Here is a 15,572-nt window from a genome sequence, read left to right as displayed (position 1 = left end):
GGCGGCGCCGGTCGAGAGCGGGAGGGATCGGGTGGAGCTTTCGGCTCGCGCCGGTGGCGCCGGCCCCGCGATGGTGCCGCGGGGCCGACGCCGGTGGTGCCGACTACTTCACGTAGATGGTGTTCGGGTTGATCGTGCCGTAGGCGGAGTTGTAGCTGACGCCGCCGAGGCCCTCGCCGTAGATGTTGTAGTACTTGTCGTACAGGTACGGGATCTCCGGCGCGTCGGTCTTCATGATCGTCTCAGCCAGCGTCTGCCACTCGGCGGCCTGCTGGTTGAGGTCCGTGATCTTGCTGATCCGGTCGATCTCGCTGTTGACCTTCGGGTCGTTCAGGTGCGAGTAGTTCGGGTCGTCGTCCGCGATCAGCCGGCCGTCCTGGGTCGGCGGGATGACGGTGGAGGCGTTCGGCCAGTCGCTGCCCCAGCCGGTGCGGTACAGGTCGTACGGGTTGTCCTTCTTGCCGATCAGCGTGTAGTACGCGGTCGGGTCGATGGCCTTGGCGTCCAGCGTGATGCCGGCCTTGGCGAAGGAGTTCTTCAGCGTGGTGGCGACGTTCGCCCAGCGCTGACCGGAGTTGGAGTACGCGAAGGACAGGTGCAGGTCCTTGACGCCCGCCTCCTTGAGCAGCTGCTTGGCCTTCTCGGGGTCGCCGAGCGGCTTGGTCAGCTTGCCGTACGGGTCGGACGCCTTGAAGCCGGAGACCGTCGGGCCGATCAGGTTGGTGCCGAGCTCACCCTGCTGCGGGCCACCGAGCGCGGTCTGCACCTGCTGCATCGGGAACGCGTAGATGATCGCCTGGCGGACCTTCACGTTCGTGATCCGCGAGACGTTGATGTTGAACACGTCCACGAACGGCTGGTAGTTGCTCTCCAGCCGCGACTTGTACTGCGAGCCGGCGAGCACCGACATCTGCGTCGGGTCGGCGGACTGGACCAGCGAGACGGCGTTCTTGTCGCTGCCGCTCTGCTGCTCCAGGCGCTGGGTCAGGCCGGGCTGCTCGACACCGAGCTGGATGTCCCACTTGTCGGGGAACGCACCGCGGATCGGGTCGGTCTTCGGGTCCCAGTACTTGTTGCGGGTCAGCTCCAGGGCCTTGCCCGGCTTGTAGCTGCTGACCACGTACGGGCCGTCGGAGAACGGCGCGGTGTCGTACTTCGGGCCGGTGTCCTTGGCCTTCAGGATCGGGCCGGAGCCGGAGAGCGCCATCGCGTACGGGGCGTCGGCGTGCGGCGCCTTGAAGTGGAAGACGATGGTCTTGTCGTCCGGGGTGGCCAGCACCGAGTCCGGCAGCGACTTGCCGCCCTGCGGGCCGCCGTAGACCTTGCGGAAGTCCGTCGAGCCGGTCAGCCACTGCTGGACGTACTGCGGGCCGGCGGTCTCGAAGCTGGAGAACAGCCGCTCGATGCCGTACTTCACCTGGTCAGAGGTGATCGGCGTGCCGTCCTGCCACTTCAGGCCGTCCTTGAGGTGGAACGTCCAGGTCTTGCCGCCGTCCGAGGAGGTGCCGGTGTCGGTGGCGAGGTCGCCCACGAGGACCGTCTTGCCGGTCGTCGGGTCGATCTTGTAGTTGGTCAGCTGGCGGCTGAAGAGCTGGCCGATGACCTGCTCCTGGTTGACGTACGCCTCGGCCGGGTCCAGGTGGTTGATGCCGGCCGGCTCCAGGTCGATCGCGGTGCCGCCCTTCTTCGCCCCCGCGACAGCCGGCGCCGGGCCGACCGAGTCGGCCGCGGTGCCCACCGTGATGGCCTGCACCTTCGCAGTGGTGGCGGCGGTCGAGCTGCCGCTGCTCGGGTTGTCGGACCCGCCCCCGCCGTTGCCGCTACTGCATGCGCTCAGGGCCAGAGCCCCCACCGACAGCACAGCTGCGGCGCTATACGCCCTACGCTTCTTCATCTATTCCTGCCTGTCATCGAACTGGCCTTGCCGCTCCCCGGGACCGGCGAGACGACGTGGACACTCATCAGCGGATGGTCTTGGGATCGAGAGCGTCCCGGATTGAGTCCCCGAGCAGGTTGAAGGCGACGACGAAGATGACCATCGCGATGCCGGGGAAGAACATGTAGGTGAGGTCGGACTGGTAGTTCGCGGCCGCGTCCTGGAACATCAGTCCCCAGTCCGGGGTCGGCTGCTGCATGCCGACGCCGAGGAAGGACAGACCCGCTTCGGCCGTCACGTTGACCGGCACCAGCAGGGTGGACTGCACGAGGATCGTGGTCCACAGGTTGGGCAGCAGCTCCTTGCGGATGATGCGGCCGCTGGACGCTCCGGAGAGCTTGGCCGCCTCGATGTACTCGCGTTCCCGGAGCGACAGCACCTGTGCCCGCACCAGGCGGCCGAGCGACATCCACCCCAGGATGAACTGCACCAGCACCAGCGCGGTGAACCGCAGGTAGGTGGGCTCGCCGGCACCCGGCTTGACGAACAGCGAGAGGATCACCGGCGTGAAGGCGATGAAGAACAGCTGCTGCGGGAAGGACATCATCAAGTCGGAGGCCCGGCCGACGAAGTAGTCCGTGCGCCCGCCGATGTAGCCCTGCACCAGGCCGACCACGACGCCGAGGACCACCGAGAGGATCGTCACGCACACCGCGACGCCCAGCGAGGTACGGATGCCGTAGATCAGCAGCGCCAGCACGTCGCGGCCCAGGCGCGGCTCGATGCCGAACCAGTGGGTGCCGTCGATGCCACCGTTGGGCTTGATCGGCAGGCCGTAGGCGTTGAGCAGGCCGTCGTCCTGGCCGTAGAGCGAGTACGCGTTCTGGCCGTACAGCTTGACGATCAAGGGCGCGAAGATCGCGACCAGGATGAAGATCGCCACGACGACGGCGCAGAGCATGCCGATCTTGTCGCGCTTGAACCTGATCCAGGCAAGCTGCCGCGGCGACCGGCCCACCAGTTCGGGTGCCTGGTGCTGCCCGGGGTCGGGGTTGCCGCCCTCTGGGTCGAGAGTGAGGCTGCCGGCACTCTCAGCGGCAGCCTTACTAGGACTTGTCATCACACTTCCCCGGGACCGAAAACGTGCGTACAACGCCGATGCGCAACGCGTGTTGAGCGGGACTTTCGCAATGGAATCAACTTCCAGTCAAGGGGGGAAGGAGGGAAGAAAGCTTGTTGTTTGGCATCTTGAGCGAAGGTTTTGCAGATTGGTGTCCGTACGTGCTTGACATCTGATATTTGAAACGGGCAAAACGGATATTTTTGGACGTAGCGCGTTTACATGCAAGCAACTTTTCTGTCGCAGCTCCGATATACGGACCGAGCAGTCTGAACAACGTACGGCCGTGCGGGTGCCGTAGGCCGGTCGGGGCTCGTGATGATGTGGTCCCCGGCCGGCCGTTCCCCCTAACCTCGCCGTCCTCCCCATGGCCGGAATGGTGTGAGCATTCCTTCCGGTTCGTATGCACGCCGAAGCCCCGGACGCGATGTGTCCGGGGCTTCGGGCGGGATCTTCGGTGCTGCGCTCCGCGGGTTCTCCGGCGGTCCGGCCGGCGGGTGGGGCGGCGTCCGTGGCCGCGGCCGCGGCTGCGGCCGGCGGGCTATCCGTGCGGGCGGCCGCTGAGGGCGCGCTTGAGGAAGTCCACCTGGAGCAGCAGCAGGTTCTCGGCTACCTGCTCCTGGGGGGCGGTCATGTGGGTGACCCCGGACAGCGGCAGCACCTCGTGCGGCCGGCCGGCCGCCAGCAGCGCGGTGGACAGCCGCAGCGAGTGGGCGACCAGGACGTTGTCGTCGGCGAGGCCGTGGATCACCATCATCGGCCGGGCCGGCTCGGCGGCCTGCACCAGGCCGCCGTCGCCCACCAGCGAGTTCGCCTCGTAGACCTCGGGCTGCTCGCGGGGGTCGCCGAGGTAGCGCTCCATGTAGTGCGTGTCGTACAGCCGCAGGTCGGTGACCGGGGCGCCGACCACCGCGGCGTGGAAGACGTCCGGACGGCGCAGGGCCGCGAGTCCGGCGAGATAGCCGCCGTACGACCAGCCGCGGATCGCCACCCGGCCCAGGTCCAGCGGATACCGCTCGGCGACCGCGTGCAGCGCCGCCACCTGGTCGGGCAGCGAGATCCCGGCGAAGTCGCCGGCGATGGACTTCTCCCACCGGGGCGAACGCCCCGGGGTGCCGCGGCCGTCGGCCACGATCACCGCGAAGCCCTGGTCGGCGAACCACTGCGAGACCAGGTGCGGGTTGTGCGCCGCGTACACCCGCTGGCCGTGCGGGCCGCCGTACGGGTCGAGGAGCACCGGCAGCGGGCCGTCGTCCTCGCTCCAGCCGGTCGGCAGCAGGACCGCGGTCGGGATGCGCAGCGGCCCGGCTTCCAGCAGGCGGGGCCGCGCGGTCAGGGACGGGGTCTCGGCATGGGAGGCGATCCGGGCGACCTCGGCGCCGTCGCGCAGCACCCGGGTCACCGCTCCGGGGCGGTCCAGGGTGGAGGTCGTCAGCACCGTCAGGCCGCCGCCGCGCACCGCGGTGTGCACCCCCGGTTCGGTGGAGACCCGGACCGGGGCGGCGTCCGTGCCGCGGTGGTCCACCCGGTAGACGTGCACCTCGCCGATCTCCGGCTCGGCCGCCGTCTCACCGGAGGAGGCGGTCACCAGAATATCCTCGGCGCCGGTGTCCAGCACCGCCCGCAGGTGCAACCCCGGGCCGGTCAGCGTCCTTTCGCCCACCTTCAGGGCACGTGCTCCCGATGTGTCGGTGATCGTGACCAGCTCGCCGGCCGGGGTGCGGACCGGCACACCGGGGAAGAGATCCAGCCAAGTTGGATCTTCCTCGACGGCCACCGTCTCGGTCGCGCCGGTTTTACGGTCCACGGTCAGATATGCCTGCGCGCGCTGGTCCCGGGTCTGCACCAGCAGCAGCGCCGGGCCGGCCGCCGACCAGTGCACCGACGCGAGGTACGGATAGCGGTCCCGGTCCCACTCGACATCGGTGCGCGAGCCGTCCAGCGTGAACAGGGCCAGCGTCACCTCCGCGTTGGGCGTGCCCGCTTGCGGGTAGGCCACCTCGACCGGCGGCCGGTCCGGGTATGCGGGCTGCGAGATCCACCAGCGCTGGACCGGTGCCTCGTCCACCCGGGCGACGAGCAGCGCGCTGCTGTCCGGCGCCCACCAGAAGCCGCGGGTGCGGTCCATCTCCTCGGCCGCGACGAACTCCGCCAGCCCCCACGTCACCGACGCGCCGTCAGGCTCGGCGAGCGCGCGGTCGTCGGCCCCCGCGCCATCGGCGCCGACCACCCGCAGCGCGCCGCCCGCCGCGTACGCCACCCAGCGGCCGTCAGGGGACGGCCGCGGGTCCACCACCGGGCCGGGCACCGGCAGTTCGCGCACCGCGGGCACGCCGCCGCCGGTGCCTGCGGCCGCCTTTTCGGCTGTCCCTTCGGCGGCCGTCTCCACGGCGGTCAGATCCGCCACGAACAGCCGCCCCGACAGCGCGAAGGCGGCCAGTTCGACCGCCTGGTCCACGGCGAAGGCCACCACGCCCGCGGAGCCCTCCCGGCTGCGCTCGCGCCTGGCCCGCTCCGCCGCGGGCAACTCCTCGTCCGCACCGCCCAGCACCGCGGCGGGATCGGCCACCAGCCGCTCCACCGCCGCCGTGTCCGCGCCGCCCTCCGCCAGGTCCAGCACCCACAGCAACTGCTCCCGCTCGGTGCCCGACCGGGAGCGCACGAACGCCACCCGGTCCCCGCCCGGCGCGACCGCGAAGGCCCGCGGCGCCCCGAGAGTGAACCGCTGTGTCCTCGCGTGCTGCCGTGGGAATGAGAGGTACGTCATACCCGCGACCCTAGAGGGTGGCACCGACAATCGCCCCTGTATTAGCGCCCGGCGCCGCCCGCGCCGCCCTGACCTGGCGGTCCGGCGCCGGCCCACCCGCCGTACCGGGCACGGCCGTTGGCTGGATCTGGTCATGCGCCCCCGCGTGCTTCCGTGCTCCGACATATGCGGTCGCACGGAAAGTTATGATCCGTAGCCGTGGGTGGGTAATAAGCATGTGGCAACTGACATGGACCCTGCGTATGAGGAGGTGAGCCGCTGTGGCACTCTCGATTTCGGCGGTGCTGCTGCTGCTAGTCATCGTGTTCCTGCTGATCCGCCGATCGGGACTCAAGGCGGGACACGCGGTGGCCTGTACGTTGCTCGGCTTCTACCTTGCCAGTTCCTCGTGGGCGCCCCAGATCACCGACCTCACCAGCAACGTGGCGCAGACGATCTCCAACATCAAGATCTGACGGTCATACCGGCGGGTAAGCGGACGGCGGGCAGCAGCGGCGGCCGCTGCCCGGGTCCGGTGGGCGGAGCCGTAGGCTTCGACCATGACCGATGCTCCCGACGGCCCTCCTGAGCGGCGCCTGCTGTTCGTCCACGCCCACCCGGACGACGAGACGATCAACAACGGCGCCACCATGGCCAAGTACGCGGCCGAGGGGGCCCTCGTCACCCTCGTCACCTGCACCCTCGGTGAGGAGGGCGAGGTCATTCCGCCGGAGCTGGCCCATCTCGCCGCGGACCGCGACGACACCCTGGGCGAGCACCGGATCGGCGAACTGGCTTCCGCCATGGCCGCGTTGGGCGTCACCGACCACCGCTTCCTGGGCGGCCCCGGCCGCTACCGGGACTCCGGGATGATGGGCGTCGCCCAGAACGACGATCCGGCCTGCCTGTGGCGCGCCGACCTGGACGAGGCGGCCGGCCACCTCGCCGACGTCATCCTTGAGGTGCGCCCCCAGGTCCTGGTGACCTACGACGACAACGGCGGCTACGGCCACCCGGACCACATCCAGGCGCACCGCGTCGCCATGCGCGGCTACGAACTCGCCGCCGACCGCGGCCACCGGGTCGACCGCGTCTACGAGATCTGCACGCCCCGCTCGGTCGTCCAGGCCGGCTTCGACCGGCTCGCCGCCGAGGGCCGGGACTTCCCGTTCAAGGGCGTCGCGACCCCGGACGACGTCCCCGGCGTGGTCGACGACGCGCTCGTCACCGCGTCGGTCGACGGCTCGGCCTACGCCGACCGCAAGACCGCCGCGATGCGGGCGCACGCCACCCAGATCGCCGTCGACGGCCCCTTCTTCGCGCTCTCCAACGACCTCGGCCAGCCGTTCTTCGCCGTCGAGTACTACCGGCAGGTGCGGGGCGAGTCCACCGGCCGCGCGGACGACCTGTTCGGCGCGGAACCCGAGTCCGCCGAGGCGCCGGGCGGCGCGCGATGAGCCGCCCCGCCGCCGGCCGCGGTCCGGCCCCGTCCCGTACGCCGGTGATCCGGCCGCTGTCCAGCAACCCGCGGGGGACGCAAGGCGCCCGGATCGCCGGGTACTTCGGCCTCGCCGTGCTCGCGGTGGCCATCGCGGTGGCCGGCGCCCTCGTGCAGGCCGCCTGGGAGCCCGGTGGGCTGCTGCTGGCGCTCGCCGGGTGCGTGGCGGCCTTCTACGGCGGCGGGAAGCTCACCGGCACCCGCCTGGGCACCGTGGTGCCCGCCGCGGTCTGGCTGGTGTGCGTGATCCTGCTCAGCGGCTCCCAGCCGGAGGGCGACTTCCTGCTCGCCGCCGGCATCGGGCCGTACATCTACCTGCTCGGCGGGGCGTTGTCGGCGGTGATCTGCGCCACGCTGCCCCAAGTACCCTCATCCGGCACGAATAGGGCCTGACTTGGCGGGCAGGGGCCGACGCATGGTTGGGTGTGCCCCAGCGTTCCGCCGGACCGCAGTCGCCTCCGCGCACAGGTCGGTATGGTGGGTGCGCCGGCGAGCCGCCTGCCAAGTGATGTGTCGGGCGGCGTGGCTAACCGGGAGAGCCTCCTTTGAGTCGTGAAACTGACAGTTCGTCCTCCGGTCCCCAGGGACGCGGCGGTGCCGCGTACCCGTCAGGGACCCCGCCTTACGGCCCCCGCCCCTTCCCGTCGCTGCACCCGCAGGAGCGGCCGCGTCCGGCCGGCCAGGAGCAGGACGGCGCCGAAGCGGCCGAGCAGGGCACCGACGCGGACGCGGCCGGCGAGCCCAGGACCGAGACGACGCTGACCACCCGGATCAGGATCAACATCCCCGGCTCCCGGCCGATCCCGCCGGTCGTCATGCGCACCACCGTCGAGGAGGGCGCCGCGGCCCCCGCGGCCGGACCGCAGGGCGCGGGTGCCCCGGACACCGCGGCCCCGGGCACCGCGGGCGCCTCCGCCGGTGAACCTCCCGCCGACGGCGGGCAGGGCGGCGAAGCTCCGCAGGAGCGGGCCGAGAAGAAGGAGAAGACCAGCGACTGGTTCGCGCCGCGCAAGCCGGTCGGCCCCACGGGCTCGGGTACGGGCTCGGCCGCCGGTACGAGCGCGGGTTCCGCTCCGGGTACGAGCTCCGGTTCCGGCTCGGCCGCGGGTTCCGGTGCGGGTGAGGGCTTCCCGGGTGAGGGTTTCCCCGGCGACGGCTTCCCGGGTGAGGGTTTCCCGGGCGGCGGCCCCGGCTTCGGCACGGACACCGGTACGGCTCCCGGCAGCGGTTCCGGCCAGGCCCCGACGGGCTTCCCCCCGGGCGCGGGGGCGACCGGCGACGGCTTCTCCGAGGGCTTCTCCGGCGACGGCTTCCAGGGCGACTTCCCGCGTGGCGGTGCGCCCGGCAACGGGACGGCCGGCGGCGGCTTCACGGTGCCGCCGGTGCGGTCCCCGGGCGGCGGCGACGCACCGGACGCCGGGTCCCCGGTCGCGGACGGCTTCTTCGGCGCGGGCACCCCCGCCGGGGGCACCCCGCGCGCGGACGACCCCTTCGCGGGGCCGTACGACGAGCAGTTCGCCGAGCCGTTCACCGACTCCGACACCGGTACGCAGCAGATTCCGCAGGCGTTCCTGCCGCCGCCGGTGGGCTCGCCGTTCGACGACGCCCCGGCCGCGCGCGGCCCGCACGACACGCCGTCGGGCGGGTTCGCCTCGCCCTTCGAGACCCCCGCGGGCGCCGAGGGCCGCGCCGAACCCGGCTCCGGGCCGGCGCCGTTCGGCACCGAGGACTTCCCGCCCGGGGTGCCGCGCGGCATCCCCACCGACCCGTTCGCGCCCGGCGGCGGCGCCGCGCCGCTGCCGCCGCCCGCCGGGGCCACCACCGGCCCGGCCACCGGCGACATGCGGGTGCCGCCGATCGGCGGCGACACCGGCGAGCACGCCATCCGCCCGCCGGCCCCGGCCGGTTCCGAGCCGCCCCGGCGGATGGACGCCGGCGACACCCTGGTCGGCGGCATCCCGCCGGTGCCGTCGGGGGAGGGCCCCGGCCGCGCCGCGGGCGGCCCCGGAGCAGTGCCGCCGCCCGGACCCGGCGCCCCCGGGTCCGTCCCGCGGCCAGGACCCGCGGCGCCGTCCACACCGGCGAAGTCGGCCAAGCCGGTCAAGAAGGGCCGCTCCAAGCTCGCGCTGCTCGGTGTCGCGGTCGTCGGCGCCGCCGTCCTCGCGTACGGCGCCGGGCTGCTGATGAACCACTCCGACGTGCCGAAGGGCACCACCGTGCTCGGCGTGGACATCGGCAACACCAGCCAGGCGACGGCCGTCAAGAAGCTGAACCACGCGCTCGGCAACCGGGGCACCGCGGCGCTCACCGTCACCGTCGACGGCAAGCAGCACTCGCTCAAGCCGTCGATCGCGGGCCTGTCCATCGACACCGACGCCACCGTCCGCAAGGTGGCGCACTCCGACTACAACCCGGTCTCGGTGGTCGGCTCGCTCTTCGGCCGGACCCAGGTCACGGACCCGGTGATCGTCGTCGACCAGGACAAGCTCAAGGCGGCGCTGACGACGGTCGCGGGGCCGTCGAGCAAGGGCACGGACGGCATGGTGCGCTTCACCGGCGGCAAGGCCGTCGCGGTGCCCGGCAAGCCCAGCCAGTCCGTCGACGTGAACGCCGCCGCGACCCAGGTCTCCGCGGCCTACCGGCTGCGGGCCGAGTCCGGCCGCAACACCCCGATCGACCTCCGGGGCACCACCGTGCAGCCGAAGGTCACCCAGGCGACGCTGGACAAGGCGGTCAACGGCTTCGGCAAGACCGCGATGATGGGCCCGGTGCACATCCTGGCCGGGGGCAAGGACCTGCCGTTCAACAAGACGCTGCCGCAGTTCCTCACCATGCAGGCCACGCCGGACGGCCAACTCGCCCCGCACATCGACCTGAAGGCGCTCCAGGCGCTGTACGGCAACTCCTTCGACGGGGTGCTGCTGAAGCGCGGCAACGGTTCGAAGACCGCGGTCACCCCGCAGGACGTCGCCACCGCGCTGATCCAGGCGCTGAACTCCAAGACCGTCGCCGGGCGCAGCGTGACGCTCCAGGACGCGGTCCAGCAGTAGGAGCACGCGGGAGCCGGCAAGAGCCGTCAGGAACCGGGCGAAGCCGCCCCTCGGCCGGCCCTCGCGGGCCGGCTCCCGCGGGCGGCTCCCCGGGTCGGGCCCCTCAGCCGCGCTGCCACCAGTGGCGCCTGCGGCGGGGGGCCAGCGCGTGGATGGCGGAGCGCAGCTCGGCGAAGGCCACCACGGTCGCCGGCGCGTCGGGTCCGTCCGCGCCCGGCAGCGCCACCCCCAGGCAGAGCAGCTTCAACTGCTCGTCGGGCAGCGGCAGGGCGGCGAAGACCGGCGAGCCGTCGAAGCCGGTGGGCAGCGGACCCGACCAGGTCAGCGGCGCGTCGGGGGCGGCCCGGCGCACCTCGCCCGCCAGCAGCGCCTGCGGCCGGTCGGGGTGCGCGGAGGCGCCGCTGTCGTCGGCCTCGTGACCGAGGACGTACGCGGGCAGCGGGTCGTCGCCGATCGCCGCGATGTCGTCGGGCTGCGCGGCGAGCCCGTCGGTGATCTCCTGGGTGTCCCAGCGCCAGCCCTTGCGTTCGGCGTGCAGGTGCAGGTCCACGGTGGGCATCACCGCGACCCCGAGGCCGTCGAGCACCGTCCAGCGCTTCGCGAAGCCGCCCATCACCAGCTCGTCGAGCGGCTGTTCCGGGTCGGTGAGGTCGCCGCGCAGCGTCCACTGCCCGATCTCGAAGCGGGTGCGGGGCGCGGCCGTGACGAGGTACTGCCGGATGACCTCGTGGTCGCCGCCGGTCTCGATCAGGTCGTTGTACCAGAAGGCGGTGGCGAAGCTCAGGTCCGCGCGGGCCGCCTGGAACGGCAGCGTCGCGCGGGCGGCGACCTGGAGTACGGAGTCCGGGACGAGGCCGCCGGCGACCACCGCGGCCGAGTGGGCGAAGCCGGGTTCGCCGAGGTCCGGTGCGGCGGCGCCGTGCTCGGGCTCCGCATCCGCGGTCGCGTCGACGCCCTCGCCGTCGGTGCCCGCGGCGGGCGCGGCTCCGGCGGCTCCGGCGGCTTCGGGATCTTCGGGGATCGGCTGGCTCGGCGCGGGGATCTCGGGGATCTCGGGGGTCTCGGGCACAGCCCGGACCCTACTACTCGCCGTTCGGCGGCTGTTTCGCACCCACCGGCGCCGCGGCGAGCGGCACCGTCGCGGTGAGCGTGAAGCCGCCGTCACCTGCCCGGGAGGTCTTCAGGCTGCCGCCCGCGAGGATCAGCCGCTCGCCCAGCCCGGTCAGGCCGTTGCCTGGCGGGCAGGAGTCGTCCGGCCCCCGCCCGTCGTCGGAGACGGTCAGCGTCGCGCTGCCGCCGCCCGTCTCCAGGGCCACCACACAGGTCGTCGCGCCGCTGTGCCGTATGACGTTGGTCGCCGCCTCGCGCAGCGCCCAGGCCAGCGCGCCCTCCCCGGCCGGGGTGAGGCCCTCGATCCGGTCGGGCACGTGCAGCCGGGCCGAGACGCCCGCCGCGGCCAGCGCGCTGCGGGCCGAGGCGACCTCGGCGGCCATGGTGGGGCGCCGGTAGCCGCTGACCGCCTCGCGCACGTCCACCAGCGCCTGGCGGCTGACCGACTCGATGTCGGCGACCTGCTGGGCGGCGTCCCGCGGCCGGTCCGGCAGCATCCGTCCGGCCAGTTCGCTCTTCAGGGTGATCAGCGACAGCGAGTGCCCGAGCAGGTCGTGCAGGTCGCGGGCGAGCCGCAGCCGCTCCTCGGTCGCGGCCAGCTGCGCCACGGTGTCCCGGGCGGAGCGCAACTCCCGCATGGTCCGGACGAGCTGCTGCACGCCGATCATCGCGAAGCCGCCGAGCAGGGCGGGCACCAGCAGCGACGGGTAGAGCGTGCCGTGCGGATCGACGACCGCCCCGGTCGCGGCGAGCAGCGCCGCCGAGAGCGGGACCGCCCACCGCGAGTCCTTGCCGGGCAGCGCCGCCCCGCACGCCACCCCCACGTACACGAACAGCACCAGCCAGTTCTTGCCGAGCAGGGCCGACAGCGCCAGTGCCAAGGAGGCGAGCGCGACCAGCAGGGCGTACACCCAGGGCTGGGGCGGCCCGGGGTTGTTGGTGCGGAAGAAGGCCAGCACCAGGTACCCGGCGACGAACACGATCAGGCCGAAGGCGGCCGGGACGGCGGCGGCGAGCGAGTGGCCGCCGTCGGCCAGGTCGCTCACCGGGGAGGCCAGGTAGAGCAGCCAGATGCCGATCCACATCAGCTTGATCATCGCCTGCCTGCGGTTCTCCGGCGGCCGGCCCATCGGGCTGGTGTCGGCGTCCTCCACCTCCTGCCGCCACTTCGGCCACGGCTCGCCGCCGTCCTCGGCTACGGCGCCGGGACCGCCGCCCCGCCGGGCGCCGTCCCCGGCGCGGCGGCGCCACCACTCGCCGGTCATACGGTCACGCCTTCCGGGTGTCCTTGCGGTAGAGCCAGGCCGCCGCCCCCGCGAAGAGCAGCAGGTAGACGACGAGGACGCTGACGTCCTTGACGTGCGGGGCGTTCCCCACCTCGATCGCCTGGCTCAGGGCCACGTACGGCCGCGCCGGGAGGTAGCCGGCGAGGTTCTGCAACCACTGCGGGAAACTGTAGATCGGCACCCACAGGCCGCCCAGGACCGCCAGGCCGAAGTAGAACAGCATGGAGATCGGCCGGGCCACGTCGGCGGTGGCCAGATAGCCGATCGCCACCCCGAGCGCGGCGAAGACCAGGCTGCCCGCCCAGGTGCTGAAGGCGATCGCCACCCACTGCCAGGTGTCCATCCGGACGCTCTTCACGAGTCCGCCGATCAGCAGCACGACCAGGATCGACGGCAGGCTCACCGTGGCCGCCGACGCCACCTTCGCGGTGACGTAGCCGCGGCCGGGCAGCGCGGTCAGCCGCAGCTGCCGCACCCAGCCCTTCTCCCGCTCCCGCGCGATCCGTTCGGCGTTGCCCATCAGCACCGCCGTCATCGCGCCGAACGCGGCCATCGAGACCATCAGGTAGGCCACCGCCGACAGCCCGTGGTCGCCGACGGTGTCGCTCTTCTTGTAGCTCAGGCTGATCGCCAGGAAGAGGAACGCCGGGTAGAGCACCGAGAAGAACATGAACTTGCGGTTCCGCAGGGTGCGGGTGATCTCCAGCCGGATCAGCGTCGTCATCGCTGCCCTGCCTCCTCTGCGTTGGTCGCCGCGTCGGTGATGGCGAGGAACGCCTGCTCCAGACCGAGCCCGGCGACCTCGAGGTTGCGCGGGTACAGGCCGAGCCCGTACACCGCGTGCATGGTGGCGTCCGCGTCGTTGGAGCGGATGCGTACGGTCGGGCCGGTCACGTCCAGGCCCACCACGTTCGGCAGGGCGCCGAGCGCCTGCTCGTCGATCCCGTCGGCCAGGTCGAAGGTGATCCGGCGGGCCCCCGCGCGCGCCTTGATCTCCGCCGCCGTGCCGTCCGCGATCAGCCGGCCCCGGTGCAGGACCAGCACGCGGTCCGCGATCGCGTCCGCCTCCTCCAGGTAGTGGGTGGCGAACAGCACGGTGCGGCCCTGGTCGACCTGCGCACGCATCGTCGCCCAGAACGCCTGCCGCGCGCTCACGTCCATGCCCGTGGTCGGCTCGTCGAGCACGATCAGGTCGTTCGCGCCGGCCGTGGCCATCGCGAACCGGACCCGCTGCTCCTGGCCGCCGGAGAGCTTGTTCACCTTCCGGTCCCGGATGTCGGTGAGGTCGGCGGCGGCCAGCACCTGGTCCACCGGGTACGCCTTCGGGTGCAGGTCGCAGGCGAGCCCCACCAGCTCGCGCACCGTGACCTCCTCCATCAGCCCGCCGCTCTGCAGCATCGCGCCGACCCGGCCCTTGGCGATCGCCTGCGTCGGGCTGGTGCCGAACACCTTCACCTCCCCGCGGTCGGCGTTCTTCAGCCCGAGGAGCAGGTCGAGCGCGGTGGACTTGCCGGCGCCGTTGGGCCCCAGCAGCGCCACCGTCTCGCCGGGGTGCAGCTCCAGGCTCACCTCGGCGACCGCCTGGACGGCCCCGAAACTCCTGCTCACGTCCCGGAAGCTCACCACGGGTTGCCCCGGGCCGCCGGCCCCGTCCTGCTGTTGCGTGGTCGTGCTCACTGATGCTGCGGTCATGGCACCACTGTGGTCCGAGGGGGAGGCCCGGCGGCAGTGTGTACGGTCGTGACATCCGCATGACAGATGTCATACGGCGCCGCTGACGCGAACGGCTCCCCGCCGGTTTCCGGTTCGCCCCGGCCGGTTCCCGGACCGCCCCCCGGTCGGCCCATATGGTGCGTGACCTGGCCCGCGGGCCCTCGTTGAGCGGGCATGACCAGCGCCGAGCCCCTGCCGATCCCCATCGCCGCGGCCCTGGAGGCGGCGAGCGCGGGGAACACCGAGGACTTCCTTGCCGCGTTCGCGCCGGACGGGGCCGTGGACGACTGGGGCCGGATCTTCCGCGGCCACGACGCGGTCCGGGAGTGGAGCGACGCCGAGTTCATCGGCAAGCAGGTCACCCTGCGGGTCACCGGCACCCGCACCGAAGGCGACACCACGACGGTCTCCGCCGAGGTCGGCGGCAACGGCTTCAACGGCCCCTCCGACTTCGCCTTCACCGTCTCCGACAACCACATCGCCCTCATGCGCATCACCGGGTGACGCCGCTCCCGGGCCGGACCCCGCCGAGCGGAGCCGCTACCCTGCCGGGGTGACGGGGATGATCCGAGTGCTGCTGGCCGACGACCAGTCGATGGTCAGGGAGGCGCTGGCCACGCTGCTCGGGCTGGAGGCGGACATCGAGGTCGTCGCGCAGGTGGCGCGGGGCGACGAGGTGGTGGCCGCCGTGCTGGAGCACCGGCCGGACGTGGCGCTGCTGGACATCGAGATGCCCGGGATGACCGGGATCGAGGCGGCGGGGCTGCTCCGGAAGGCGGCGCCCGGGGTGAAGGTCGTCATCGTGACCACCTTCGGCCGGCCCGGATACCTGCGGCGCGCGATGGAGTCGGGGGCGGAGGCGTTCCTCGTGAAGGACGCGCCCGCCGCGCAACTCGCCGACGCGGTACGGCGGGTGCTCCAGGGGGAGCGGGTGATCGACCCCTCGCTGGCCGCGGCCGCGCTGGCCGAGGGCGCGGACCCGCTGACCGGGCGGGAGCGGGAAGTGCTCAACGCCGCCGCCGACGGTTCGGTGAACGCGGAGATCGCCCGGCGGCTGCTGCTGTCCGAGGGCACGGTGCGCAACTACCTCTCCACCGCGATCCAGAAGACCGGCGCGCGCAACCGGGCGGAGGCCGTCCTCATCGCCCGCGAGAAGGGGTGGCTGTGACCCGC

The 15,572-nt window shown here is 72.5% G+C and carries 13 protein-coding genes; 6 read left to right on the top strand and 7 right to left on the bottom strand.

Features of this window, described 5'->3' with window-relative positions:
* Positions 1 to 103: 103 nt before the first annotated feature.
* The 3 genes from OG896_RS12830 to OG896_RS12820 all read right to left on the bottom strand — a co-directional run bounded on the left by OG896_RS12830 (position 104) and on the right by OG896_RS12820 (position 5,763).
* The gene (locus tag OG896_RS12830; protein ID WP_329365144.1) at positions 104 to 1,861 is read right to left on the bottom strand and encodes an ABC transporter substrate-binding protein; all 1,758 of its coding nucleotides are present in this window, start codon (positions 1,859 to 1,861) and stop codon (positions 104 to 106) included.
* 100 nt (positions 1,862 to 1,961) lie between these two features.
* The gene (locus OG896_RS12825) at positions 1,962 to 2,996 is read right to left on the bottom strand and encodes an ABC transporter permease (protein WP_329365142.1); all 1,035 of its coding nucleotides are present in this window, start codon (positions 2,994 to 2,996) and stop codon (positions 1,962 to 1,964) included.
* 541 nt (positions 2,997 to 3,537) lie between these two features.
* Complete coding sequence (locus tag OG896_RS12820; protein WP_329365140.1) at positions 3,538 to 5,763, bottom strand: S9 family peptidase; 2,226 nt, start codon at positions 5,761 to 5,763, stop codon at positions 3,538 to 3,540.
* Positions 5,764 to 6,023: 260 nt separating this feature from the next.
* On the opposite strand from OG896_RS12820, the gene OG896_RS12815 reads away from it, so the two are divergent.
* The 4 genes from OG896_RS12815 to OG896_RS12800 all read left to right on the top strand — a co-directional run bounded on the left by OG896_RS12815 (position 6,024) and on the right by OG896_RS12800 (position 10,290).
* A complete protein-coding gene (locus OG896_RS12815; protein WP_328468859.1) occupies positions 6,024 to 6,218 on the top strand; it encodes a hypothetical protein in 195 nt (64 codons plus the stop codon).
* Positions 6,219 to 6,302: 84 nt separating this feature from the next.
* Positions 6,303 to 7,199 (top strand): N-acetyl-1-D-myo-inositol-2-amino-2-deoxy-alpha-D-glucopyranoside deacetylase, encoded by an 897-nt coding sequence (gene mshB / locus OG896_RS12810; protein WP_329365138.1) that lies wholly within the window; start codon positions 6,303 to 6,305, stop codon positions 7,197 to 7,199.
* Positions 7,196 to 7,633 (top strand): DUF6113 family protein, encoded by a 438-nt coding sequence (locus tag OG896_RS12805; protein ID WP_329365136.1) that lies wholly within the window; start codon positions 7,196 to 7,198, stop codon positions 7,631 to 7,633. Before mshB ends, OG896_RS12805 begins: the two co-directional genes overlap by 4 nt.
* A gap of 152 nt (positions 7,634 to 7,785) precedes the next feature.
* On the top strand, positions 7,786 to 10,290 hold the full coding sequence (locus OG896_RS12800; protein WP_329365134.1) for a hypothetical protein: 2,505 nt from the start codon (positions 7,786 to 7,788) through the stop codon (positions 10,288 to 10,290).
* A 103-nt stretch (positions 10,291 to 10,393) separates the two neighbouring features.
* On the opposite strand, the gene OG896_RS12795 is transcribed toward OG896_RS12800, so the two are convergent.
* From OG896_RS12795 to OG896_RS12780, 4 genes are all read right to left on the bottom strand, one after another.
* On the bottom strand, positions 10,394 to 11,359 hold the full coding sequence (locus OG896_RS12795; RefSeq protein ID WP_329365132.1) for a hypothetical protein: 966 nt from the start codon (positions 11,357 to 11,359) through the stop codon (positions 10,394 to 10,396).
* A gap of 13 nt (positions 11,360 to 11,372) precedes the next feature.
* Positions 11,373 to 12,530 carry a sensor histidine kinase gene (locus tag OG896_RS12790; RefSeq protein WP_329373947.1) on the bottom strand — a complete coding sequence of 386 codons (1,158 nt, stop codon included), beginning with the start codon at positions 12,528 to 12,530 and terminating at the stop codon, positions 11,373 to 11,375.
* Positions 12,531 to 12,669: 139 nt separating this feature from the next.
* The gene (locus tag OG896_RS12785; RefSeq protein ID WP_329365130.1) at positions 12,670 to 13,410 is read right to left on the bottom strand and encodes an ABC transporter permease; all 741 of its coding nucleotides are present in this window, start codon (positions 13,408 to 13,410) and stop codon (positions 12,670 to 12,672) included.
* On the bottom strand, positions 13,407 to 14,378 hold the full coding sequence (locus tag OG896_RS12780) for an ABC transporter ATP-binding protein (protein ID WP_329365128.1): 972 nt from the start codon (positions 14,376 to 14,378) through the stop codon (positions 13,407 to 13,409). Before OG896_RS12780 ends, OG896_RS12785 begins: the two co-directional genes overlap by 4 nt.
* Before the next feature lie 195 nt (positions 14,379 to 14,573).
* On the opposite strand from OG896_RS12780, the gene OG896_RS12775 reads away from it, so the two are divergent.
* A complete protein-coding gene (locus OG896_RS12775; RefSeq protein WP_329365127.1) occupies positions 14,574 to 14,903 on the top strand; it encodes a nuclear transport factor 2 family protein in 330 nt (109 codons plus the stop codon).
* Positions 14,904 to 14,961: 58 nt separating this feature from the next.
* Complete coding sequence (locus OG896_RS12770; protein WP_328474462.1) at positions 14,962 to 15,567, top strand: response regulator transcription factor; 606 nt, start codon at positions 14,962 to 14,964, stop codon at positions 15,565 to 15,567.
* The last annotated feature ends 5 nt before the right edge of the window (positions 15,568 to 15,572 follow it).

Source organism: Streptomyces sp. NBC_00669 (assembly GCF_036226785.1).
GTDB lineage: Bacteria > Actinomycetota > Actinomycetes > Streptomycetales > Streptomycetaceae > Actinacidiphila.
This window is presented reverse-complemented; position numbering and strand designations above follow the sequence as displayed.

What these genes read in the sequence shown, in the direction of transcription:
- OG896_RS12805 (WP_329365136.1), top strand. Translation starts at nt 7,196, where the DNA reads ATGAGCCGCCCCGCCGCCGGCCGCGGTCCGGCCCCGTCCCGTACGCCG.
- OG896_RS12785 (WP_329365130.1), bottom strand. Translation starts at nt 13,410, where the DNA reads ATGACGACGCTGATCCGGCTGGAGATCACCCGCACCCTGCGGAACCGC.
- OG896_RS12825 (WP_329365142.1), bottom strand. Translation starts at nt 2,996, where the DNA reads ATGACAAGTCCTAGTAAGGCTGCCGCTGAGAGTGCCGGCAGCCTCACT.
- OG896_RS12780 (WP_329365128.1), bottom strand. Translation starts at nt 14,378, where the DNA reads ATGACCGCAGCATCAGTGAGCACGACCACGCAACAGCAGGACGGGGCC.
- mshB (WP_329365138.1), top strand. Translation starts at nt 6,303, where the DNA reads ATGACCGATGCTCCCGACGGCCCTCCTGAGCGGCGCCTGCTGTTCGTC.
- OG896_RS12820 (WP_329365140.1), bottom strand. Translation starts at nt 5,763, where the DNA reads ATGACGTACCTCTCATTCCCACGGCAGCACGCGAGGACACAGCGGTTC.
- OG896_RS12790 (WP_329373947.1), bottom strand. Translation starts at nt 12,530, where the DNA reads ATGGGCCGGCCGCCGGAGAACCGCAGGCAGGCGATGATCAAGCTGATG.
- OG896_RS12775 (WP_329365127.1), top strand. Translation starts at nt 14,574, where the DNA reads ATGACCAGCGCCGAGCCCCTGCCGATCCCCATCGCCGCGGCCCTGGAG.
- OG896_RS12770 (WP_328474462.1), top strand. Translation starts at nt 14,962, where the DNA reads ATGATCCGAGTGCTGCTGGCCGACGACCAGTCGATGGTCAGGGAGGCG.